Source organism: Streptomyces sp. ISL-10 (genome assembly GCF_018614575.1).
GTDB lineage: Bacteria > Actinomycetota > Actinomycetes > Streptomycetales > Streptomycetaceae > Streptomyces.
The window spans coordinates 142,184-165,289 of sequence record NZ_JAGGOJ010000020.1 but is presented as its reverse complement, the minus strand read 5'-3'; the positions used below and the strand labels follow the sequence as shown (position 1 = coordinate 165,289).

The 23,106-nt window shown below is 70.3% G+C and carries 16 protein-coding genes and 2 pseudogenes; 14 read left to right on the top strand and 4 right to left on the bottom strand.

What is annotated here, in order from left to right; genetic code table 11:
• Positions 1-29: 29 nt before the first annotated feature.
• From J7E88_RS24250 to J7E88_RS24200, 11 genes are all read left to right on the top strand, one after another.
• Positions 30-1,049 carry a rod shape-determining protein gene (locus tag J7E88_RS24250; protein ID WP_215184729.1) on the top strand — a complete coding sequence of 340 codons (1,020 nt, stop codon included), beginning with the start codon at positions 30-32 and terminating at the stop codon, positions 1,047-1,049.
• A 150-nt stretch (positions 1,050-1,199) separates the two neighbouring features.
• Positions 1,200-2,264, top strand: a complete 1,065-nt coding sequence (mreC, locus tag J7E88_RS24245) for a rod shape-determining protein MreC (protein ID WP_215184522.1) — start codon at positions 1,200-1,202, stop codon at positions 2,262-2,264.
• Positions 2,265-2,281: 17 nt separating this feature from the next.
• A complete protein-coding gene (mreD, locus tag J7E88_RS24240; protein WP_215184520.1) occupies positions 2,282-2,950 on the top strand; it encodes a rod shape-determining protein MreD in 669 nt (222 codons plus the stop codon).
• Positions 2,951-2,966: 16 nt separating this feature from the next.
• Complete coding sequence (gene mrdA / locus J7E88_RS24235) at positions 2,967-5,132, top strand: penicillin-binding protein 2 (RefSeq protein ID WP_215184518.1); 2,166 nt, start codon at positions 2,967-2,969, stop codon at positions 5,130-5,132.
• Between the two features lies 1 nt (position 5,133).
• Positions 5,134-6,333, top strand: coding sequence for a rod shape-determining protein RodA (gene rodA / locus J7E88_RS24230; protein WP_215184516.1), 1,200 nt, complete (start codon positions 5,134-5,136; stop codon positions 6,331-6,333).
• A 252-nt stretch (positions 6,334-6,585) separates the two neighbouring features.
• Positions 6,586-8,103 (top strand): CYTH and CHAD domain-containing protein, encoded by a 1,518-nt coding sequence (locus J7E88_RS24225; protein WP_215184514.1) that lies wholly within the window; start codon positions 6,586-6,588, stop codon positions 8,101-8,103.
• Between the two features lie 53 nt (positions 8,104-8,156).
• Complete coding sequence (locus tag J7E88_RS24220) at positions 8,157-10,082, top strand: TIGR03960 family B12-binding radical SAM protein (RefSeq protein ID WP_215184512.1); 1,926 nt, start codon at positions 8,157-8,159, stop codon at positions 10,080-10,082.
• A 2-nt stretch (positions 10,083-10,084) separates the two neighbouring features.
• On the top strand, positions 10,085-10,273 hold the full coding sequence (locus J7E88_RS24215) for a hypothetical protein (RefSeq protein ID WP_215184510.1): 189 nt from the start codon (positions 10,085-10,087) through the stop codon (positions 10,271-10,273).
• A gap of 168 nt (positions 10,274-10,441) precedes the next feature.
• Positions 10,442-10,633, top strand: coding sequence for a hypothetical protein (locus tag J7E88_RS24210; protein WP_215184508.1), 192 nt, complete (start codon positions 10,442-10,444; stop codon positions 10,631-10,633).
• Entirely contained in the window at positions 10,623-11,141 is a 519-nt protein-coding gene (locus J7E88_RS24205; RefSeq protein WP_374196316.1) for a DUF6879 family protein, read from the top strand. The genes J7E88_RS24210 and J7E88_RS24205 overlap by 11 nt, the downstream gene beginning before the upstream one ends.
• Before the next feature lie 39 nt (positions 11,142-11,180).
• The gene (locus J7E88_RS24200; RefSeq protein WP_215184727.1) at positions 11,181-11,963 is read left to right on the top strand and encodes a helix-turn-helix transcriptional regulator; all 783 of its coding nucleotides are present in this window, start codon (positions 11,181-11,183) and stop codon (positions 11,961-11,963) included.
• A gap of 736 nt (positions 11,964-12,699) precedes the next feature.
• On the opposite strand, the pseudogene J7E88_RS24195 reads toward J7E88_RS24200, so the two are convergent.
• From J7E88_RS24195 to J7E88_RS24185, 3 genes and pseudogenes are all read right to left on the bottom strand, one after another.
• Positions 12,700-13,273: pseudogene (locus J7E88_RS24195) on the bottom strand (recombinase family protein).
• Complete coding sequence (locus J7E88_RS24190; protein ID WP_215184504.1) at positions 13,192-13,587, bottom strand: hypothetical protein; 396 nt, start codon at positions 13,585-13,587, stop codon at positions 13,192-13,194. The pseudogene J7E88_RS24195 and the gene J7E88_RS24190 overlap by 82 nt, the downstream one beginning before the upstream one ends.
• 791 nt (positions 13,588-14,378) lie before the next feature.
• Entirely contained in the window at positions 14,379-15,953 is a 1,575-nt protein-coding gene (locus J7E88_RS24185) for a recombinase family protein (RefSeq protein WP_215184502.1), read from the bottom strand.
• A gap of 239 nt (positions 15,954-16,192) precedes the next feature.
• Here J7E88_RS24185 and J7E88_RS24180 point away from each other — a divergent pair, with 239 nt between their 5' ends.
• The 3 genes from J7E88_RS24180 to J7E88_RS24170 all read left to right on the top strand — a co-directional run bounded on the left by J7E88_RS24180 (position 16,193) and on the right by J7E88_RS24170 (position 22,792).
• A complete protein-coding gene (locus tag J7E88_RS24180) occupies positions 16,193-17,446 on the top strand; it encodes a hypothetical protein (protein ID WP_308307587.1) in 1,254 nt (417 codons plus the stop codon).
• A 124-nt stretch (positions 17,447-17,570) separates the two neighbouring features.
• Positions 17,571-18,350, top strand: coding sequence for a TIGR03936 family radical SAM-associated protein (locus tag J7E88_RS24175; RefSeq protein ID WP_215184500.1), 780 nt, complete (start codon positions 17,571-17,573; stop codon positions 18,348-18,350).
• A 233-nt stretch (positions 18,351-18,583) separates the two neighbouring features.
• On the top strand, positions 18,584-22,792 hold the full coding sequence (locus tag J7E88_RS24170; protein ID WP_215184498.1) for an Rne/Rng family ribonuclease: 4,209 nt from the start codon (positions 18,584-18,586) through the stop codon (positions 22,790-22,792).
• Positions 22,793-22,850: 58 nt separating this feature from the next.
• Here the strand turns inward: J7E88_RS24170 and J7E88_RS24165 are convergent.
• Positions 22,851-23,052: pseudogene (locus J7E88_RS24165) on the bottom strand (RpiR family transcriptional regulator); the annotation flags it as partial.
• Positions 23,053-23,106: the final 54 nt, after the last annotated feature.

Here is a 23,106-nt window from a genome sequence, read left to right as displayed (position 1 = left end):
AGGCCAGACGCATCCTCATGGGGAACAACATGTCGTTCATCGGCCGTGACATGGCTGTCGACCTCGGGACCGCCAACACGCTGGTGTACGTCAGAGGCCGGGGGATCGTTCTCAACGAGCCGTCCGTCGTCGCGATCAACACCAACACGGGCGGCATTCTCGCGGTCGGCGCCGAGGCGAAGAAGATGATCGGCCGGACGCCGGGCAACATCGTTGCCGTCCGACCGCTGAAGGACGGCGTCATCGCCGACTTCGAGATCACCGAGCGGATGCTCCGTTACTTCATCCTGAAGATCCACAAGCGCCGCTACCTCGCCCGCCCGCGCGTCGTCGTCTGTGTCCCCTCCGGAATCACGGGTGTCGAGCGTCGTGCGGTCATCGAGGCGTCGACGCAGGCGGGCGCCCGTCAGGTGCACATCATCGAGGAGCCGATGGCCGCGGCCATCGGGTCCGGCCTCCCCGTCCACGAGGCCACCGGCAACATGGTCGTCGACATCGGCGGCGGCACCACCGAGGTCGCCGTGATCTCCCTCGGCGGAATCGTCACGGCACAGTCCATCCGCGTCGCCGGCGACGAGCTGGACAACGCGATCATCCAGCACATCAAGAAGGAGTACTCGCTCCTGCTCGGTGAGCGGACCGCCGAGAGCATCAAGATCACCATCGGTTCCGCTTACGAGATGGACAACGAGGAGCACACCGAGATCCGCGGGCGTGACCTCGTCTCCGGTCTGCCCAAGACCGTGGTCATCTCCGCCGCGGAGGTCCGCAAGGCCATCGAGGAGCCGGTCAACGCGATCGTCGACGCCGTCAAGACGACGCTCGACAAGTGTCCGCCGGAGCTGTCCGGCGACGTCATGGACCGCGGCATCGTCCTCACCGGCGGTGGCGCACTGCTGCGCGGCCTCGACGAGCGGCTGCGCCGCGAGACGGGCATGCCCATCCATATCGCCGAGGACCCGCTGGACTCGGTGGCGCTCGGATCCGGCAAGTGTGTCGAGGAGTTCGAGGCGCTCCAGCAGGTACTGGACGCCCAGCCGCGTCGTTAGCCTGGTGACGGCCCGGCAGCAGCCGGGCCGCCGTCCGCCGTTCGGGGGCCTGCGGGGCCCCGTCCGGGGTCCTTCCCCACTCCGCCTCAAGGGCAGGACAGTTGTTCCACCGACACCACCATTCCAACGAGGAAGGCACGGCCGCCGCACGTGAGGGACACACGAGAGAGTCGGCTGCTCCTGGTGCTGCTGATCGCCATCGCGTTCGCCTTGATCACGGTGGACATCCGCGGCGGTGAGGACTCGCCGGTCGACGGAGCCCGCCAGACCGCGGCCACGGTCTTCGGCCCTGTCGAGAGCGGTGTCGCGGCGGCCGTCGACCCGATCGGCAACGCCATCGGTGCCGTACGGGACTCCGGCGAGCGGCACGACCGCATCAGCGAACTGGAGCGCGAGAACGCCGAGCTCAAGCAGCGGCTCGGCAGCGACGACCGCAACCGCAGCCGGCTGCGCGAGCTCGACGGCCTGATCCGGACCGCGGCGGCCGGACAGTACGGCATCAAGGGCGCCGAGGTCATCGCCATAGGAGCGGCCCAGGGCTTCTCCTGGACGGTCACCATCGACATCGGCGCGAACGACGGCATCAGGCGCGACATGACCGTCATCAACAGCGACGGACTCGTCGGCCGCGTCACCACCGTCGGACCCAGCACCTCCACGGTCCTGCTCGCCAACGACCCCGACTTCACGGTCGGCACCCGTATGGAGAAGACCAGCGAGCTGGGCTTCGCGACCGGCCAGGGCGACCGGCCGCTCCTCGTCCAGCTCCTCAACGGCAAGTCCAAGGTCAAGAAGGGCGACCGACTGGTCACCTTCGGCTCACAGGGCAACAAGCCGTTCGTACCGGGCGTCCCGGTCGGTGAGGTCATCCGCGTCGATCCCGCGGGCGGCGACCTCACCCGGAACATCTACGTCCGTTCGTATGCCGCCTTCAGCCGGCTCGACATCGTCGGCGTCGTCGTCCAGGCACCGAGCAGCGACCCGCGCGACATGGTCCTGCCGCCGAAGCCCGCCAGGCCCAAGCCGACGCCCACCGTGACGGTGACCGTCACACCCGGTGCGTCTCCGGATGGCGACGGACAGGTCCAGGGCGACGCCGACACCCCGCAGGACGGTCAGGCACCGGACCCGCAGACGCGGGACGACGGACAGGCCCAGGACGCCGCACCCGATCCACCGGGTGACAACGCGGCCGATGTCCAGAACGACGAGTAGTGGGAGCTGATCCGTTCATGCGCTTCAACCGGATGCTGCTCTCCACGACCCTGGTCGTGGTCGCCCTCGTCATCCAGGTCACCGTCCTCGCCCGCCTCCAGCTGCCCGGCGCCGTCCCCGACCTGATGCTGCTGACCGTGCTCGGACTCGCCATGGTCTACGGCCACGTCGCGGGTGCCTTCGTCGGCTTCGGCGCCGGCCTCCTCGCCGACATAGCGCCGCCCGCCGACCACGCGGCCGGCCGCTACGCGCTCGTCCTGTGTGTCATCGGCTATCTCGCCGGCCTCATCCGGCCCGACAACGGGCAGCAGTTGCGCTCCGCCACCGGCCCCATGCTCGTGGTCGTCGCCGCCGCCGTCGGCGCCACCCTGCTGTACGCGGGAGTGGGCGCCCTCGTCGGCGACACCGCCGCCCGCCATGTCGGCCTCGGCAGCCTGCTGTTCACCGCCGCCGTCTACGACCTGATCCTCGCGCCCTTCACCGTGCCGCTGATCATGTGGCTGGCCAGACGCAGCGACAGCGACCCGCTCGCCGAGAGCCAGAGCGGCGGCCAGGACGTCGCCTCCGGCTGGCTGTCGTCCGGCACCGGTCTGCGGATCGGCGCCCAGCGCAGCGGGCTGAAGATCAAGGCGGCCAGGACGCGGGCCGCACGGGCCGGACGCATCAAGGGAGTCAAGCGACTGTGACCGAGGGGGCAGCAGCGTGAGCAACATTCCGGAGACCGGGCGGACCCCCCGGGTCCAGGTCCGGCTCGTCATCATCCAGGTACTCGTCTTCTCCCTCCTGCTCACTCTCGGCGGCCGGCTCTGGTACCTCCAGATCCGCAACGGCGACGAGTACGCCGACGAGGCCAGCGGCAACCACGTGCAGCGCGTCGTCTCACCGGCCGTACGCGGCTCGATCCTCGACGCCCGCGGCGTCCCGCTCGCCGACAACGAGACCCGCCTGGTCGTCTCCGCGTCCCGCACCGAGCTGATGAAGATGAAGGACGACGGGAAGGCCGTCCTCACCCGGCTGGCGGGCGTCCTCGGCATGAAGCCGAAGGAGGTCATGGACAAGGTCAGGCTGTGCGACTCCAAGACGCCGCAGCCCTGCTGGAACGGCTCCCCGTACCAGCCGATCCCGGTCACCGACGAGGCCACCACGCAACAGGCGCTGCAGATCCGGGAGAGTTCCGAGGACTTCCCCGGCATCACCGCCGAACCCACCGCCGTACGCCGCTACCCCGCACCGGGCAAGGCCCGCACCGCGCAGGTGCTCGGCTACCTCTCGCCGGTCACCGACGAGGAGATCCAGCAGGCGAAGGACACCGACTCGCCGCATCTGCGCTCCGACCAGGTCGGCCGCTCGGGCCTGGAGCGTACCTACGACAAGCAGTTGCGCGGCAAGGCAGGCGTCACGTCGTACGAGGTCGACAAGCTCGGCCGGGTCATGGGCCAGACCGAGTCCGACCCGGGCGTGCCCGGCTCCAACGTCGTCACCAGCATCGACGCCCGGGTCCAGGCCGTCGCCGAGCACGAGCTCCACCAGGCGATGAAAACCGTCCGGCAGGAGACCGACAAGATCACCGGGCGCAAGTACGAGGCCGACGCGGGCGCTGTCGTCGTCATGGAGTCCAGGACCGGCCGTGTCGTCGCGATGGCATCCCAGCCCGACTACGACCCCAACGCCTGGGTCGGCGGCATCTCCGCCAAGGACTACGCCAAGCTCACCGGCAAGGGCTCCAACTACCCGCTGCTCAACCGGGCCATCCAGGGCCAGGCACCCGCCGGCTCCGTCTTCAAGGTGGTGTCGGCGAGCGCGGCCGTGCGGGCCGGCTACCCCTTCGACGGCCGCTACAACTGCAGCAGCTCCTACAGCATGGGCAACCGGAGCTTCGCGAACTTCGAGTCCAAAGGGCACGGGCCCATCTCGCTCGGCGACGCCCTCAAGTTCTCCTGCAACACCGTCTTCTACCGTCTCGGCCACCAGGAGTGGCAGCGCGACGGCGGCATAAAGCCGAAGAAGAACGCCCACGACTGGTTCTACCGGACCGCCCATGACTTCGGATTCGGCGCCGAGACCGGCATCGACCTGCCGAACGAGGTCACCGGCCGCATCCCCGACCGCCAGTGGAAGAAGAAGTTCTGGGAGGCCAACAAGGACTCCTGGTGCAAGCAGGGCAAGAAGGGCGGCACGTACGTCGAGCAGATCGCCTACGAGAGCTGCCTCGAAGGCAACCAGTTGAAGGCCTTCGACAGCATCAACTTCGCCATCGGCCAGGGCGACGTTCTCATCACCCCCATCCAGCTGGCCACCGCCTACGCCGCCATCAGCAACGGCGGCACCATGTACAACCCCACCATCGGCAAGGCCGTGATCAGCCCCGACGGCAAGAGGATCGAGGAGATCAAGCCCGACGCCCACGGCAAGCTGCCGGTCGACGCCGAGACCATCGACGACCTCGACAAGGGCCTGCGCTCCGTCGTCGAGCCCGGTGGCACCGCCGCCTGGCGGTTCGGCGGCTGGCCGCAGGACAAGATCCCGATGCGGGCCAAGACCGGCACCGCCCAGGTCTACGGCAAGCAGACCACCTCGTGGTTCGCGACCTACACCGACGACTACACGATCGTCATGACGATCTCCCAGGGCGGTACGGGCTCCGGCGCGTCGGGTCCCGCGGTGCGCAACATCTACGACGCGATGTACGGCCTGGACAAGGAGGGCAACCAGGACCTGAAGAGGGCCCTGCTTCCCCAGCCGCAGAAGGGCCTGCCCAAGATCCTCCCGGACGGCTCGATCGACGCCCCTGAGATCAGGCCCTACGTTCCTCCGAAGCCGAAGGACCCCGAACCAGTGCTCGCGGGCTCGCCCGCACGGAGGGACTGACATGACAGGCGCAGGCGGCTTCTCCGTCTCCGGCTACGGCCCCGAGCGCGATGGTCTGTGGACCCGGCTCAGCGCCCGCGACTCGATCATGCGCAGGCTCGACTGGCCGCTGATGTCCTCGGCGATCGCGCTGTCGGTCATCGGCACCCTGCTCGTGTGGTCGGCCACCCGAGGACGGACCGAACTCAACCACGGCGACCCGTACCACTTCCTGGTCCGGCACAGCCTCAACATCGGCATCGGCTTCGCCCTGATGGTGGGCACGATCTGGCTGGGCCACCGGATGCTGCGCGGTGCGGTGCCGATGCTGTACGGGCTCTCGGTGGTGCTCGTCCTGCTGGTGCTCACGCCGCTCGGCGCCACCATCAACGGCGCCCACGCCTGGCTCGTCATCGGCGGGCTGTCGCTCCAGCCGTCCGAGTTCGTGAAGATCACGATCATCCTGATGATGGCGATGATGCTCGCCGCTCGCGTCGACGCGGGCGATCAGCTCCATCCCGACCACCGCACGGTCGCCAAGTCGCTCGGATTCGCCGCGCTGCCCATGGCGATCACCATGCTGATGCCCGACCTCGGCTCGGTGATGGTCATGGTCGTGATCGTGCTCGGTGTGCTGCTCGCCTCGGGCGCCTCCAACCGGTGGATCCTCGGCCTCATCGGCACGGGCGCGGCGGGCGCCGTCCTGGTGACCGCGCTCGGGCTGCTCGACGAGTACCAGATCAACCGCTTCGCCGCCTTCGCCAACCCCGAGCTCGACCCCGCCGGTGTCGGCTACAACACCAACCAGGCGCGGATCGCGATCGGCTCCGGCGGGCTGTACGGCGCGGGCCTGTTCAACGGCCACCAGACCACGGGCCAGTTCGTGCCCGAGCAGCAGACCGACTTCATCTTCACCGTCGCAGGCGAGGAACTGGGCTTCCTCGGCGCGGGGGTGATCCTGGCGCTGCTCGGCGTCGTGCTGTGGCGCGCCTGCCGCATCGCTCGGGAGACGACCGAGCTGTACGGCACGATCGTCGCGGCCGGGATCATCGCCTGGTTCGCCTTCCAGTCCTTCGAGAACATCGGCATGGCGATGGGCATCATGCCGGTGGCCGGTCTGCCGCTGCCGTTCGTGTCGTACGGAGGCACGTCCATGTTCGCGGTGTGGATCGCCGTGGGCCTGCTCCAGTCGATCCGGGTCCAGCGCCCGATAAGCGCATAGCCGATGGCGGCCCCCATGCCCGAAGGGCTATGGGGGAGGGCAGCACCTCGGGCACAGAGCCCCGGCGGCGCGGGCGTCGACCATCACCCCGGGTACGGCGGTGCCGTTGCGATGGCGCACCTGTCCCGGCACACGCGCGCCCGGGGCGGGCCGGAGCTCCCTCCCCGCTCCCGGCGGGTCCCTGGAGCGGCCGGCGGGCGACGGCCCGGCGGCGCACTGCCGCCGCGGCGCGCGGGCGACTAGATTCGGCTCATGGCGGACACCAAGCGCGAGATCGAGCGGAAGTACGACGCCGACGCCGACACCCGACTGCCGGACCTGACACGGGTGTCCGAAGTCGCCGACGTCCGGGACCGGGGTGTCGACGAGCTGGACGCCGTCTACTACGACACCGGTGACCTGCGGCTCGCGGCGGCCTCCGTCACCCTGCGCCGCAGGACCGGGGGCGCCGACGCCGGCTGGCACCTCAAACTGCCCGTCGCCCCCGAAATCCGCGACGAGATCAGCGCCCCGCTGTCCGACGACATCCCCGGCGAGCTGCGGGCCCTCGTACGCGTGTACACGCGCGACGCCGAGCTCGCCCCCGTCGTCCGCCTGCGCTCGGTCCGCAACGTCCGCCACCTGCTCGACGCCGACGGCGCACTCCTCGCCGAGGTCAGCAGGGACGAGGTGCACGCCGAGCGGCCGCCGGACGGCGGGCGCACCGCCCGCTGGGACGAGATCGAGGTCGAGCTCGCCGACGGCGGCGACCCCGCGCTCCTCGACGCCGTCGACAAAAGACTCCGCAAGGCAGGACTGCACAAGGCCACCGCACCGTCCAAGCTCGCCCGGGCCCTCGCCGAGACCGGCACCGCCCCGGCGTCCCGGCCCGCGGCACCGCCCCCGCGCACCGCGGGCGACCACATCCTCGGCTACCTCCGCGAACAGGCCGACGCGCTCGTCTCCTACGACCCCGGCGTCCGCAGGGATCTGCCCGACGCGGTGCACCAGATGCGTGTCGCCACCCGGCGGCTGCGCAGTGCGCTGCGCACGTACCGGAAGATCCTCGACCGTGAGGTCACCCGGCCCGTGACCGACGAGCTCACGTGGCTCGCCGGGGAGCTCGGCGTCGCGCGCGACCAGGAAGTCCTCGCCGAACGCCTCCGTTCCCGCGTCGACGCGCTCCCCGACACCCTGCTGCTCGGGCCGGTCGCCGCACGCCTGAAAGCCTGGGCGGTCGCCGCCGGGAGCGATGCCCGCGGCACCGCGCTGGCCGCCCTCGACAGCACCCGCTACCTGGACCTGCTCTCCGCACTCGACGCCCTGCTCGAAGAACCGCCGCTGCTCAAGGCCGCCGGCAAGGCGGCCGACGCCGCGCTGCCGGACGCGGTGCTGAAGGAGTACGACCGGCTCTCCCGACGCGTCGAGCACGCCCTCGCCCTCCCCGCCGGCGGGGAGCGGGACGTGGCCCTGCACGACGCCCGCAAGGCCGCCAAGCGCACCCGTTACGCGGCGGAGGCCGCGGCGCAGGCGCTCGGCCGCCCGGCGCGGCAGTTCGCCAAGCGCATGAAGGCCGTGCAGAAGGTCCTCGGTGACCACCAGGACAGCGTCGTCGCCCGACACACGCTGCGTGACCTGGCGATCCGGGCGGACGCGGCGGGCGAGTCCGCGTTCACCTGGGGGCTGTTGTACGGCCAGGAATCCGCCCGCGCCGCGGAGCGCGAGGCCGAGCTGCCGCAGGTGTGGGAGCGGGCGACGGGCCCCGGACTGCGGGCGGCTCTGACCGGCTGAGCAGCGGGGTACGCTTGATGGTCACCCCCTGTCCGCTCACGAGAGACACCACGATGCCTGTCGAGTCGGTCTTCCCACGCCTGGAAGCGCTTCTCCCGCACGTCCAGAAGCCGATCCAGTACGTCGGCGGAGAGCTCAACTCCACCGTCAAGGACTGGGACGCCTGCGATGTCCGCTGGGCGCTCATGTACCCCGACGCGTACGAGGTCGGACTGCCCAACCAGGGCGTCATGATCCTCTACGAGGTACTGAACGAACGCGAGGGCGTGCTCGCCGAGCGCACCTACAGCGTGTGGCCGGACCTCGAGGAGCTGATGCGCGAGCACCAGGTCCCGCAGTTCACTGTGGACAGTCACCGCCCGGTCAAGGCCTTCGACGTCTTCGGGCTGAGCTTCTCCACCGAGCTCGGCTACACCAACATGCTCACGGCCCTCGACCTCGCGGGCATTCCGCTGGAGTCCAGGAACCGGACGATCGACGACCCGATCGTGCTCGCCGGCGGCCACGCCGCCTTCAACCCCGAGCCGATCGCCGACTTCATCGACGCCGCGATCATCGGTGACGGCGAGCAGGCCGTCCTGGAGATGACCGAGATCATCCGCGCCTGGAAGGCGGAGGGCCGCCCGGGCGGGCGCGAGGAGGTCCTCTTCCGCCTCGCGAGGACGGGCTCCGTGTACATCCCCGCGTTCTACGACGTCGAGTACCTGCCGGACGGCCGCATCGGCCGCGTCGTGCCCAACAAGTCGGGTGTCCCGTGGCGGGTGTCCAAGCACACCGTCATGGACCTCGACGAGTGGCCCTACCCCAAGCAGCCGCTGGTCCCGCTCGCGGAGACCGTCCATGAGCGGATGTCCGTCGAGATCTTCCGAGGCTGCACCCGCGGCTGCCGCTTCTGCCAGGCGGGCATGATCACGCGCCCCGTGCGGGAGCGAAGCATCACCGGCATCGGCGAGATGGTGGACAAGGGACTCAAGGCGACGGGCTTCGAGGAGGTCGGCCTGCTCTCCCTCTCCTCCGCGGACCACAGCGAGATCGGCGACATCGCCAAGGGCCTCGCCGACCGGTACGAGGAGGACAAGATCGGCCTGTCCCTCCCCTCCACCCGCGTCGACGCGTTCAACGTCGACCTGGCCAACGAGCTGACGCGCAACGGCCGTCGGTCCGGTCTGACCTTCGCCCCCGAGGGCGGCTCGGAGCGCATGCGCAAGGTCATCAACAAGATGGTCTCGGAAGAGGACCTGATCCGGACCGTCGCCACCGCGTACGGCAACGGCTGGCGTCAGGTGAAGCTGTACTTCATGTGCGGCCTGCCGACCGAGACCGACGACGACGTGCTCCAGATCGCCGACATGGCGGCCAACGTCATCGCCAAGGGCCGCGAGGTCTCGGGGTCCAACGACATCCGCTGCACGGTGTCGATCGGCGGCTTCGTGCCCAAGCCGCACACCCCCTTCCAGTGGGCGCCGCAGCTGTCCGCCGAGGAGACCGACGCCCGGCTGGAGAAGCTGCGCGACAAGATCCGCGGTGACAAGAAGTACGGCCGCTCGATCGGCTTCCGCTACCACGACGGCAAGCCGGGCATCGTCGAGGGCCTGCTCTCGCGCGGCGACCGCCGCATCGGCGCCGTCATCCGCGCCGTGTACGAGGACGGCGGCCGCTTCGACGGCTGGCGCGAGCACTTCTCGTACGACCGCTGGATGGCCTGCGCCGAGAAGACGCTGCCGGACTTCGGCGTCGACGTCGACTGGTACACGACTCGTGAGCGCACCTACGAGGAGGTCTTGCCCTGGGACCACCTGGACTCCGGTCTGGACAAGGACTGGCTCTGGGAGGACTGGCAGGACTCGCTCGACGAGACCGAGGTCGAGGACTGCCGCTGGACGCCGTGCTTCGACTGCGGTGTGTGCCCCCAGATGGATACGGCTATACAAATTGGCCCCACCGGCAAGAAGCTGCTCCCGCTCACGGTCAAGAAGTAACCGTGACCAGCGGCGATGCCATCCAGCGGATGACTGAGGCGCTTGCCGACATCTCCGAGGCGGACCGCGCCGAAGCCCTGCGAGGGCTCGGCGCGAAGGAGCGCGAGCAGGCTCCCCGCCCCACGCGGCGCACGCCGCTCCCCGCCCCTCGGCGGGACCCGGCCATCGTCTCGGCGGTCGAGTGGGTGTAGACGAAGAGAGGCGTTCGGACGATCTGGTCCGGGCGCCTCTCGGCGTTCCTGGGGTCCTGTTTATGCGACAACGTGCATGATTCACGTCTGTGCATGGACGGCCGCGAGCGGCCCCCGTACGGTCCTCTCAGGCGGCCCGCCCGGGCCGACAGGTCAAGGGGGTTTCGCATGGCGCGCGAAGAACTGACTCTGACTCGGCTGACTGGCAACGGCAACGGTACGTGTGGAGAGGACGACTGCCCGAACGTCTACCGCACCGCTTCCGGCTCCATCGTGGTTCAGGGCGACGTGTCCGACGCCTTCACTCCCCCGCAGGGAGAAGGGCTCGTTGAGATCCCCGAGAGCGTTCTTGGATGGTGACGAGTGGCGGGCGATGCTCCGGGGCTTCCAGTCGGAAGCGTGGCGGCTGGAGACCCTGCCCCAGTACCTCGTGCCGCAGGAGGCGGAAGAGCTCGAAGCCTTCCGGGCAGGCAAGCGCGTCGACCCGCACGCCTACTCGTCCGCGTACACGGAAGACCTGAAGCGGTTGCGCGGCGAGGGCAAGAGCAAGGGGCGAGTGCACGTCCTGACTCGACCGCTCTCCGAGTACCTGCGCTTCGAGTTCTCCCGGTATTACGCCCCGCACGTGCTCGCTGGGGAGGACATCCGCATCCTTGACGTGACCGAGCGAGAGAATCCGTTGCCGGAAGTCGGGGACTTCTGGATGTTCGACCGCTCGACGGTCGTCCTGATGCACTACGAGGGCGACGGCACGCAGATCAGCCGGGAGCTGTACGAGGGTGACCCTGCGCCTTTCATCGAGTGGCAGCGCATCGCCGTTGCCGAGTCGGTTCCCTTCCTGGAGTACGCGGAGCGCGTGACGGAGTGACGTTCGAAGCTTGGCGAGTCTGGCACCGAACTCGCCTCTCTGCTTCGGGGCTTGCGCAAGCGAGCCGGCCTCTCAGGGGACCGACTCGCAGCGCGCTGCAACATGTCCCAGTCGAAGGTGTCTCGCATCGAGAACGGCCGGACACGGCCGTCCCTGGTCGACGTCGAGCAGATCTTGCGAGCGCTGGACGCTCCACCGGAACTGGTCGCTGAGGTCTCTGCCCTTGCCAGGATGGCGAACACCGAGTGGCGGAACCTCCGAGAGCTTCGGCGCAAGGGGCTCGGTACGAGACAGGCTGAACTGAAGTCGCTCGAAGCGTCCTCTACGCAGATGCGCTATTTCCTGCTCTCGATGGTTACCGGGCTGCTCGCAACACCGGAGTACGTACGGGCGAGCCTTGCTCACTCGACGGCCGACACTAGTGAGGCAGTGGCGGGGAAGCTGGGACGGCAAGCCGTCCTCTACGACGCCTCGAAGCGGTTCACGTTCGTTCTGACCGAGCAGGCGGTTCGCTGGCCGGTCGTCGTCCCGCTGGCACTGGCCGAGCAGATGGACCGGCTGGCGTCCCTGTCCTACCTCCCGAACGTTCAGATCGGGGTGATCCCCGTAGGGGCACCGACGCCCCGAACCCCTCTGAGTACGTTCACCATCTACGACGCCGCGTTGGTCACCATCGAGACGACGGCGGGAAGTCTCGTACTCCGCGACGGCCGAGATGTTCAGGCGTACCTGAAGGAGTTCGCCGCGTACGAGGAGTACGCCCTCTTCGGCGAAGACCTGAGGGCACGGCTCACCGAGTGGTCCGCCGCTTGCCGCGCATGACTTCAGTCGACTACGCGACTGAAGCGCCATCCCGTGCGCTCCCCGGGGGATCATCCTTCGGCAGGCGAACAGTCGGGAGGTCGCACGGATGAGCACGCCCAAGACGACGATGGCAGGGCCAGTGAACCTGACCCTCCCGGAGGGAGACCCGAACCCTGTCGCAGGATGTCGGCAGTGCCTCGGCGTCGCCGTGACCCGAGCCCACGCCCGATCGGTCGGCGACTACTCGAAGGCGACGGACGCGAACGTCGTGCTCCGCACGCACCTCCGGGAAGACCACGGGGCCGAGTGATGTCGCGCGCGGTCCTGCGGTTCGTGACGCACCGGGTCACGCAGCATCCGGACACGGACGTGACCTTCGAGGCGGAGTGCCTGCACTGCAAGTGGAAGGCGGAGCCGTCGACGGACAGTGCGGCGGTCGATGTCGAGTGCATGAGTCACACCGGCCTGAGTAACCACCGTGGATTCCGGCGGGTCTGTACGTCGTTCGCCATGGTCGTGCGGGCCGAGCAAGACAGACCTCCGGCGCACTGAGGGACGGCAAGCACCACAGACCAGAGGTGCGCTGGAAGGGGTGCAGCGTGAGCGACATGCGCCCCTGTGCTGGCCCCTGTCGGCTTTCCCCGTGGCCGGGGGGCCAGCATCGTTGCAGCCGTCAGACAGCGTTGTACGTCCTTGTACGACAACGGCCCCCGGTGTAGAACCGAGGGCCTGTCTGAACTGCTGTGCGCCTGTCTCAGGCGCTCTTTCCCAGGTGCCGGTACACCGTGGTGGGAGACTCCGAGGGCCTTGGCGATGGTGCTGACGCTCTCACCCTTGGCCTTCCTGGCACGGGCCACGGTGAGTACGTCCTCATCCACCACAGACGGCCGGCCGCCGGTACGGCCCTGCGCCTTTGCCGCTTCCAGCCCGGCCCGCGTGCGGTCCTTGATAAGTGCCCGTTCGAACTCCGCCATGGCGGCGATGATCTGGAAGAACAGGCGGCCGTCGGCCGACGTGGTGTCGACAGAGGAGAGCGCACCATCGAGCACGCGGAACCCTATGCCGCGCTCGCGCAGGCCGTCGACGATGGACACAAGGTCGATGAGCGACCGGCCGAGCCGGTCAAGCTTCCACACGCACAGGACGTCGCCCGGTCGGGCGTAGTTCAGTACAGCCGCGAGCTGTCGCCGGTCGGTGTTCTTGCCACTGGCCTTGTCCTCGAAGATGCGGGCGCACCCCGCGCCCGTCAGCGCGTCGCGGCGAAGTGACGGATTCGCTCCTCCTCGGCGGCTTCGTCGGCGGCGTCGTAGTGCCGTATCTGCTTCCACCAGCGGTCGTAGTCGAAGCCGTCGCAGTGGTTGAAGTCGAGGGCGGTGCTGCGGAGCCGCTGCCACTCACGCACGGTCGCAGCCCGTTGCCACGGCTCGGGCCGCTCCACCGTGAGGAGTTGGTGCAGGAAGCCCGCTGAGTCGCTGACCAGGATGAGCAGGGACCGCATCGCGAAAGAGGTCTCGCCGGTCTCACCGATCTGCTCGGACACTCGCCCCAACTGCGCGTTGAGGAACGTCTCCAGGGCGCGGACGTCCTCGGGCGTCAGATCGACGGCGTAGATGAGGGTGCGTTCAGGTGGTGGGTTCGTCATACGGATGGGTCCTACCTTTCGTGCGGCGCCAACTGGCACCCCGGGTGGAGCTGAATCAACCTGGTCTTCCGTGTGCGTACAGACACTTGCCCCTTCGTCCACAGCAAGGCGCTTCGCGCCCGTCTCGCGGCCTGCCCCGGTGTTCGACCGGCAAGGCCCAGGCTTGCGCCCCGCCTGGCGCTCACACCAGCGCACAGCCGTCCGCCGGTCGATGGCAGGCAGACGTGACGGCAGGGGCAGGGCGAAACCCACGGGGGTGGGGGTATGACCCTCTGAAGGGGGCAAGCCCGACCGCCATGTCATAGCAGCCAAGATTCCGCCACGGTTCCAGGGTCCGTCTGCCCTGCCCGCAGGCTGTCACGGCGAGAGCGTATGGCCTGGTCACAGGCTTGCCCTGCCTTGCTCGCAACGGTGGAAAGCTGCAAGGAGTCTCTTCCTCGGCGAGGGGTGAGGTGCAGACCTCACAGGTCCAGACGACTTCGATCGTGATGTTCAAGGGCTGGCGACTCCTGGCGCTGGCCGAGGGAAGCACAGAGCCGCGCCTCAGCGTTGGGTGGAAGTCGCGCAGTACCGTCCTGCGCTTCGGGAGTCCTAGACGTCCCTGCGAGCTCGGGATCGCGGCCCTCACGGAGTGGCCAGCTCTACCGCCGCTGAACGGCGGGAGCTACGGTGTCCGCTCCCAGAAGGAGCGGGAGAGTCTTCCTATCTGGAGCCCGGGCGGGCCGTCAAGCTGGAGCATCTCCGGGCCTGGCTGGGCGAGCCGCCCGGAGACGTCTGCCCGCACTCCCTCCTCAGAGCCTTGCGGCGAAGTCGTCGCCCTTGATGACCAGGCGTTCGCGGACATCGCGCGGGATCTTCAGTCGCAGGTGTACGGACGGGGCGCGTACCCCCTTCACCTTCGTACGGGTCACCTCGCATGTGACGCCCACCCGGCGCAGATCCTCGGCCATGGCCTCCATGCCGCCCGCCTCCCATGTCTCCCGGAAGGTCTTGCCGTTGTGGACGAGGACCCAGCGGTCCTGCGTGGTCTCGGGGTCGATGGCGTTCAGCTCTTCCGTGAGCTTGTCGAGCGTCTTCTCCGCTCGCTCGCGAGTGAACCGCGTCTTCGAGAAACGGCCTTCTGGTTCGAGCTCCGCCATGTAGTAGGAGATGGCGTCTTCGAGTCGTTTCACTTCGGCGCGTGCCTCGGCTCCCTTGGCGTACTCCCGGACCTGGACGGGGAAGTCACCGAGGACGCGGAGCACGTCGCCCACGAGGACGTCGTACACGTCCTGCGGGTTGGGTGCTCCGAGGCCGCCACCCTTGCACTTGCCGCAGCGCAGGTAGGTGTAGCTCCGGCCGTTGCTCATGTTCTTCTGCACGGTCATGTTGGTCGAGCAGTCGACACAGATCAGGACTCCCAGGAACTGTGTCGCTCCGCCCGTCTGCCGGGTGGGCTGGTGCTTGCCCCGGCGGTCGAGTGCCGCTTGAAGGGTCTCGAACTCCTCCTCGGTGAAAATCGGAGGGCCGACTCGTATCGGCTTCCCGTCGTTGCCGAGGACGAGTCTGCTCCGTCGCTTCCCGCCCTGCTTGTTCTCCTCGACCCGGTACCCCATGAGTGCGGGGTTACGAAGGCGGCGGAGGAGAGTCGACGTGGTGAGTCCTGCCGACATGAGGCCGGAGCGGACGAGACAGAGGGCCATGCGCCGGGCGGAGACGCCCCGGAGTGCCATGCGCCGGGCCCAGTGCAGTGCCTTGTGTGCGCTCGGCTCGATGGCGAGTGCCGGCTTGCCGTCCGCCTTCGTCGTGACGTAGCCGTAGGTCGGCTTGCCGACGAGCCATGAGTCCTGAGTGCGCGCGTAGTCCCACAACGACGTCACGCGGGTCGACGTGTTCGCCGCCTCGATCTCCGCGATGCCGCCGATGAGCGTGACCATGATCCGGCCCACGGTCGTGCTGAGGTCGATCGCGTCGTTCTTCGACACGAGGTTCTTCCCGTACCGCTCGCACCACTCGATCATCGTGGACAGGTCCGTCATGCGACGGATGAAGCGGTCGAGCTTCCAGAAGAGCAGAGCATCGAACTCCGGGGCCCGGTTGTTGAGCCACTCTCCGAGTTCCTTCCGCTTCCACGGCGGAACCTTCGTCGCCGACACGTTGAGATCGGAGGCGACGCCGACGACGCGATACCCCTTCTCTCTGGCCAGGAGACGAAGGTCGAGTTCCTGTCGCACCGGCGATGTCGTGTCTTCCGTAAGTACGGACAGGCGGACGGAGAGAAGTGCGCGCGGAGCGTCCTCGGGGAGCAGAGCCTCCGCCCGCTCCAGGTCCTCCAGGAGGGCCAGGTCCGAGGCGGTCCACTCGCTCTCGAGGTCGTACGTCTTCATGCTCGCGAAGCGTACAGGCTAGATGTTGGGCTGTTTCCCTATCGCTGCAGATTGACACGCAGATCCAGGCCGGTACGCGGCAAGAAGCTGCCGCCGCTGACCGCCGTCAAGTAGCGCACGGCCCAGTCGATTTCGGGACACGGCCCGGCCACAGGGGAGACCCTGGGCCGGGCCTTCGTGCGTCCGTCGTCGGCAAGGACCTGCGGGAACACCGGATCCGTACCGGTCCGTGGTGCGTCATGACTGACATGGAGTGCGAGAAGCCGCCGGCGACGGCGGGTGGGCGGCAGCAGTACGGCGCGGCCGAGGAGTACGAACCCGGGGACGGGTGTCTGGCGCAGGTCATCAGGATTCCGCTGCGGATCGTCGTCGTGCTCCTGGTCGTCCCGGTGCGCATGGTCTGGGACGTGCTAGTCGTCTGCGGACAGGCGCTGCACCGGATGCTCCTGCGGCCGCTCGGCCGCGCGCTCGCCTGGACCGGCCAGGCCGTCCTGCGGTATCTGCTGATCCCCCTCGGCAAGGCGTTGTTCGTGTGGCCGTGGGTGGCGCTGTGGCGGTACGTGGTGGTGCCGGTGGTGAGGTACGGGCTGGTCGTGCCGGCCGTGTGGCTCTGCGGTCAAGTGCTGACCCCGCTGGGCCGGGGCCTTGCGTGGGTGGTGGTGAACCTGCTGGTCGCGCCGCTGGTGTGGACGGTGGCGAACCTGCTCGTCGCTCCCCTGGTGTGGATCCACGGCCATGTTCTGACCCCACTGGGCCGGGGCATCGGGTGGGTCGTCGCCCACCTGCTGGTCGCCCCCCTGGTGTGGTTCCACCGGTATGTGCTGATCCCGCTCGGCCACGGCATCGTGGCCGCACTGCGCCTGCTCGGCAAGATGCTGTTCGTGAGGCCGTGGGTGGCGCTGTGGCGGTACGTGGTGGTGCCGGTGGTGAGGTACGGGCTGGTCGTGCCGGCCGTGTGGCTCTGCGGTCAAGTGCTGACCCCGCTGGGCCGGGGCCTTGCGTGGGTGGTGGCGAACCTGCTGGTCGCGCCGCTGATCTGGGTCTACCGCTACGTGCTCGCGCCGATCGGCCGGGAGACCGTCGCCGCCCTCCGGCTCGCGTGGCAGGCCGCCGGGTATGTCTCGCGCGCCGTCGGCCGGGCGCTGAAGTGGCTCGCCTGGAACCTCGCGGGCCGCCCGGCGCGCTGGTTCTACCGCACTGTGTGCACCCCGGTCGGGCACTTCGTGCGCGACGCCCTGTGGCACCCGGTCAAGCGGGCGGCCGTCGAGGCGGGCCGGTCAGCGCGCGCCGCGTTCGCCGCGGCCCGCGAGACCCTGCGCCGGGCACGCCGCGACGCATGGCGCGCCCTGGGCGGCACGACGGCGCGTCCGGCGCCCGTGACGCCCATGACGGGCACGGTGCGGCGTGCGCGTAACCTGGGAGATACGCAACAACCACAGACCGTTCCCGGCGCGGCGGCCGAGACCGAGATCTCCCTGCGAAAGCAGGGGTGAGCCGGCCGGCCCCGAGGGAACCCCCCGTACGTCCGAGGGCGGCGCGCCACCCGCGCCCGCTCCGCACCGAGGAGAAGAACCACTGGGCAAGCGACAGCCCGAAGGCCCGCCGCCCGCACCCGCGGTGCAGCGCATCCGATTGCGTTACACCAAGCGCGGCCGCCTCCGGTTCACCAGCCACCGTGACTTCCAGCGCGCCTTCGAGCGGGCGCTGCGGCGCGCCGAGGTGCCCATGGCGTACTCGGCGGGCTTCACCCCGCACCCGAAGGTGTCGTACGCCAATGCCGCACCCACCGGCACGGGCAGCGAGGCCGAGTATCTGGAGATCGCCCTCACCGAGTACCGCGACCCCGACAAGCTGCGCGAGTTGCTCGACGAGTCGCTGCCGGACGGGCTCGACATCATCGACGCCGTGGAGGTCCGCACCTCCGGTCTCGCCGACCGGCTCACCGCATCCGTGTGGGAGTTGCGGCTGGACGGGGTCGAGCCCGAGGCCGCCGAGAATGCCGTGGCCGCGTTCCTCGCTGCCGGGACCGTGGAGGTCCGACGGAAGACGAAGAACGGCATCCGGACCTTCGACGCCCGCAGTGCCGTAGCGGACCTGCAGGCGGGTGGTCCACAGCCTGATAGGCCGGGAGAGGGCCCCTGTGCGATACTGCGGCTGGTTGTTCGGCACGTAACACCTGCCGTGCGACCCGACGACGTCCTGTCCGGTCTCCGAGCTGTGGCCGACCTGGCGCCGCCGGTCCCCGCAGCGGTGACCAGGCTGGCGCAGGGGCTCTTCGACGAGGAGTCCGGCACGGTGACCGACCCGCTCGCGCCCGACCGCGAGGCAGCCCCGGCCGCTCCATCCATGGCCGCCGGGACAGCCCCTGCGACGGCGCCGGAAGGTCCCGCCGCGTAAGGACGGTCGTCGTAGCGCGGCTCTGGACACTCGGGAGCCACCTGAGACGGGCCGCGCATTGACACAGGAGACTTTCGCCAGGCCGTACGTACATCGCGTACGGAACCGGCGAGCCAGACATCAGCTCCCGTGCGGCGCCCGCGCCCCGGACGGCGGCACCGCGCACATCACGCGGGCCGCAGCCGGACCGGACAAGGCGCGGCGCCCGGGAGCGCGACGGGAGAAACGCCCGCATGCTCGAGCCGACCGAACCCGGCACCGCCGGGAACAACAACCAAGAACACGCCACGCCCAGCGACACGCTGCCCCCGCGCAGGCGCCGCGCCGCGTCGCGTCCGGCGGGGCCGCCGAGCGCTGCCGCCGCGGATGACACCGCCGCGGTGACCGAGGTCGTTCAGGCCGCGCCCGCACCTGTGGTGGCCGCTGCCGTGACCGCGGAGAGCGCCGAGCCGGCCGCTGCCGAAGACCCCGCGCCGCGGACCCGTCGTCGTGCGACCCGCAAGGCGACCGCTCCGGCGGGTGCGTCCGAGACGGCGGAGCCGGCCGAGGCCGAATCCGAGGAGAGCGCCGCGCCGCGTACGCGACGCCGCGCCGCCCGCAAGGCCACCGTGCCTGCCGGTGCGCCCGCTGCCGCCCCGGTACAGGCCGATGCCGCCGACACCCTTGAGACCGAGGAGAGCGTCGAGCTCGCCGAGGCCGACGAGACCCTTGAGGCCGAGGAGACGGCCGAGCCGGTCGTCGCCGAGACCGCCGCCCCGCGCCGTGCGCGCCGCCGGGCGTCCGCTCCCGCCGGGGCTCCCAAGGCCGTCGAAGCACCCGCCACCGCGCCCACCCAGGCAGCGGCCGCGCAGGCTGTGGTCCCCGCCGTGGCGGGAGTGTCCGCCGTGGCGGCCGAGAGCGACGAGGCCGAGGCACCCGCCCCGCGCACCCGCCGCCGTGCCGCCCGCAAGGCGACGGCTCCGGCCGGTGCGCCGCAGGTCGTAGAGAGCGAGGAGGCGGAGATTTCGCAGATCGCCGCCGAGCCCGCAGACACCGAGGCCGAGGCGCCCGCGCCGCGGACCCGCCGTCGTGCGGTGCGCAAGGCGACCGCTCCGGCAGGCGCCCCCGAGACCGTCGAGGCCGCTGCTGCCGCCCCGTCGGCGAAGGCCGACGAGCCCGGGACCGCCCAGCCGGAGGCCGCCGAGCCCGAAGCCGCCGAGACTGTCGCGCCGCGTCGCCGTCGTCGTGCGTCCGCCCCTGCGGGTGCGCCGCAGGCGACGGCCGGCGAGGAGACCGAGGCCGAGACGGAGGCGCCCGGCCCGCGCAGGCGCAGGGCGGCCCGCAAGGCCACCGCGCCCGCAGGCGCCCCGGCCGCCGTCGTGCCCGCCGAGGACACCGCCGAGGCGGGCGAGAGCCTGCCCGAGAGCGCGGTCGAGCAGATCGCCGCCGACGAGGCGGAGGTCGCCGCCGCGGAGAAGGCCGCCACCCGTGGCCGCACCCGCCGGCGCGCCGCGACGCCGGAGTTCACCGCTCAGCCGCGGGCCGCGGCGCAGGCCGAGGAGGCCGCGGCGCCTGCGCGCGGCCGACGTGCCCGCCCCGCCGTGCCCACCTTCCAGGCCCCGGTCTTCGCGGAGCCGATGTTCCAGACGCCGGAGACGGCTGCCGCCGCTGCCGCGGCCGCGAGCGGTCCGGAGGCGGAGGCGGACGAGGAGTCCGTCGAGACGGTCGTCGAGACCGCCGCCCCCGAGCAGCCCGCCGGTCGTCGTCGCCGCCGTCGTCGCGGTGAGGCCGCCGAGCCCGTCGAGGCCCCCGCTCCCGCTCCCGCCCCCGCTGCCGAGGCCGTCCCGGCCGAGGAAGAGGCGGAGCCTGAGGAGGCGGAGGCCGAGCAGGCCGAGGAGTCCGACGAGTACGAGGACCGGCCGTCGCGCCGTCGTCGTCGCGGGGGCCGACGTCGCCGCCGCGGCGAGGCCGCCGACATGGACGAGTCCGTGGAGGAGGCCGCCGAAGAGTCCGGGGCCGCCGAGGAAGCGGACGAGGAGGACGAGGAAGAGGCCGAGGCGGGCACGCCGTCCGCCGCCGGGACCAGCAGCAGCCGTCGCCGTCGTCGCCGTCGCCGTCGCAGCGGTGACGCTGCCGAGGAGGCCGAGACGGGCGCAGACGACCCTGAGCGCACGGTCGTCAAGGTCCGTGAGCCCCGCAAGAAGGAGGAGCCGAGCGACGAGGTCCAGTCCATCAAGGGCTCGACCCGTCTGGAGGCCAAGAAGCAGCGTCGCCGCGAGGGCCGCGAGCAGGGCCGCCGCCGGGTGCCGATCATCACCGAGGCGGAGTTCCTGGCCCGCCGCGAGGCCGTCGAGCGGGTCATGGTCGTCCGCCAGAGCGGCGAGCGCACCCAGATCGGTGTCCTCGAGGACAACGTGCTCGTCGAGCACTACGTCAACAAGGAACAGGCCACCAGCTACGTCGGCAACGTCTACCTGGGCAAGGTCCAGAACGTCCTGCCGTCGATGGAGGCCGCCTTCGTCGACATCGGCAAGGGCCGCAACGCCGTGCTGTACGCGGGTGAGGTGAACTTCGAGGCGCTGGGCATGGCCAACGGCCCGCGCCGTATCGAGGCCGCCCTCAAGTCCGGCCAGTCCGTGCTGGTCCAGGTCACCAAGGACCCGATCGGTCACAAGGGCGCCCGGCTGACCAGCCAGGTGTCCCTGCCCGGCCGCTACCTGGTCTACGTGCCCGAGGGCTCGATGACCGGCATCAGCCGCAAACTGCCCGACACCGAGCGCGCCCGGCTGAAGACCATCCTCAAGAAGATCGTCCCCGAGGACGCGGGTGTCATCGTGCGCACCGCCGCCGAGGGCGCGAGCGAGGACGAGCTGCGCCGTGACGTCGAGCGTCTGCAGGCGCAGTGGGAGGAGATCCAGAAGAAGGCGAAGAACGGCAACGCGCCGACGCTGCTCTACGGCGAGCCGGACATGACCGTCCGGGTCGTCCGCGACATCTTCAACGAGGATTTCTCCAAGGTCATCGTCAGCGGTGACGAGGCGTGGGAGACCATCCACGGCTACGTCGCGCACGTGGCGCCCGACCTGGCCGACCGCCTCCAGCGGTGGACCAGCGAGGTCGACGTCTTCGCGGTCAACCGGATCGACGAGCAGCTGATGAAGGCCCTGGACCGCAAGGTCTGGCTGCCGAGCGGCGGCTCGCTGGTGATCGACAAGACCGAGGCCATGGTCGTGATCGATGTCAACACCGGCAAGTTCACCGGCCAGGGCGGCAACCTCGAGGAGACCGTCACCAGGAACAACCTGGAGGCGGCCGAGGAGATTGTGCGCCAGCTGCGGTTGCGCGACCTGGGCGGCATCGTCGTCGTCGACTTCATCGACATGGTGCTGGAGTCCAACCGGGACCTGGTCATGCGCAGGCTCCTGGAGTGCCTGGGCCGCGACCGGACCAAGCACCAGGTGGCCGAGGTGACCTCGCTGGGCCTGGTGCAGATGACCCGCAAGCGGGTCGGCCAGGGTCTGCTGGAGTCGTTCTCGGAGACCTGTGTCCACTGCAACGGCCGTGGCGTGATCGTGCACATGGAGCAGCCGTCCGCCGTCGGTGGCGGTGGTGGCAAGCGCGCGAAGAAGCGTGGCCGCGGCGGTGCCGCAGTGGAGCACGAGCACGTCGAGCCGCTGGCCGTGTCGGCGGAGCCGGAGATCGAGACCGAGGCGGAGGTCGCCGCGGAGGCGGCCGCGCCTGTGGCGCTCGAGGAGCCGGCGTTCGCGCCGGACGAGGAGCTGTACAGCAGCATCGCGGAGGCCGAGGCCGCCGCCTCGCGCGGCCGTGGCCGCCGCAGGGCGACGCGCAAGGTGTCGGCCCCGGCCGGTGCGCCGAAGACGGCGGAGCCGGCTGTCGCTGCGGCCGAGCCGGTCGCTGCGCGGGAGCCCGAGGCTCCGGTGGAGGCGGCGGAGGCGGTGGAGGCGGCTCCTGCGGGCCGTACGCGCCGTCGCGTCACCCGCAAGGTGTCGGCTCCGGCCGGTTCCCCGGCTCTGGCCGAGGTGACGGTGGCGCCGGTGGCACCGGTGGCACCGGTGGCGCCGGTGCCCGAGCCGGAGCCTGAGGCCCCCACGGTCGCTGCCGAGGAGGCCCCGGTCGCGGCTCCGCCGCGTGCCCGCCGCCGGGTGACCCGCAAGGTCACCGCCCCGGCCGGTTCGCCGTCGGGCGCCGAGGAGGCCGCGATCGTCGTGGTCCCCGCCGAGCACAAGGCGGCCGAGCCGGAGTCCGCGGAGGCTGAGGCACCGGTGGCCAAGAAGGTGGCCCGCAAGACGGCCAAGAAGGCCACGGCGAAGAAGGCTGCGGCCAAGAAGACGGCCGCGAAGAAGACGACGGCGAAGAAGGCGGCCGCGAAGAAGGTCTCGAAGAAGACGGTGGCCGCCGAACAGGCGTCCCCGTCGGTCCCGGCGACCACGTCCGAGGACTAGCCACCCATCGACGCGGCCCGGCCCCCTGTTCCACCGGGGGCCGGGCCGCGTCGTATGTGCTCGTCACGGCGAGGTGCGGGTCGGCGTGCGCGTGCGCGATCAGGCCGATGCGCAGCAGCTTCTGGGCGAGGTCCATTGCCGATGAGGGAGGACGCGCCGACGCCGTAGATGTCGATGCGGCGGGCCGTGGACGCGGCGGCCACCGCGGCGCCGAGCTGCACGGTGTCGAGACCGGCGGCGGTGTCGGCGAGCGTCTGCTGCCGGCAGGCTCGCCGCCATCGCCGTCGCCGTCGCGGGCGCGCCGGCCGCGTGAC

Bases quoted from the DNA above. Each gene is read 5' to 3' on its own strand.
- J7E88_RS24225 (WP_215184514.1), top strand. From the start codon at position 6,586: ATGGCGGACACCAAGCGCGAGATCGAGCGGAAGTACGACGCCGACGCC.
- mreD (WP_215184520.1), top strand. From the start codon at position 2,282: ATGCGCTTCAACCGGATGCTGCTCTCCACGACCCTGGTCGTGGTCGCC.
- J7E88_RS24185 (WP_215184502.1), bottom strand. From the start codon at position 15,953: ATGAAGACGTACGACCTCGAGAGCGAGTGGACCGCCTCGGACCTGGCC.
- J7E88_RS24190 (WP_215184504.1), bottom strand. From the start codon at position 13,587: ATGACGAACCCACCACCTGAACGCACCCTCATCTACGCCGTCGATCTG.
- J7E88_RS24170 (WP_215184498.1), top strand. From the start codon at position 18,584: ATGCTCGAGCCGACCGAACCCGGCACCGCCGGGAACAACAACCAAGAA.
- rodA (WP_215184516.1), top strand. From the start codon at position 5,134: ATGACAGGCGCAGGCGGCTTCTCCGTCTCCGGCTACGGCCCCGAGCGC.
- J7E88_RS24180 (WP_308307587.1), top strand. From the start codon at position 16,193: ATGACTGACATGGAGTGCGAGAAGCCGCCGGCGACGGCGGGTGGGCGG.
- J7E88_RS24210 (WP_215184508.1), top strand. From the start codon at position 10,442: ATGGCGCGCGAAGAACTGACTCTGACTCGGCTGACTGGCAACGGCAAC.
- J7E88_RS24250 (WP_215184729.1), top strand. From the start codon at position 30: ATGTCGTTCATCGGCCGTGACATGGCTGTCGACCTCGGGACCGCCAAC.
- J7E88_RS24220 (WP_215184512.1), top strand. From the start codon at position 8,157: ATGCCTGTCGAGTCGGTCTTCCCACGCCTGGAAGCGCTTCTCCCGCAC.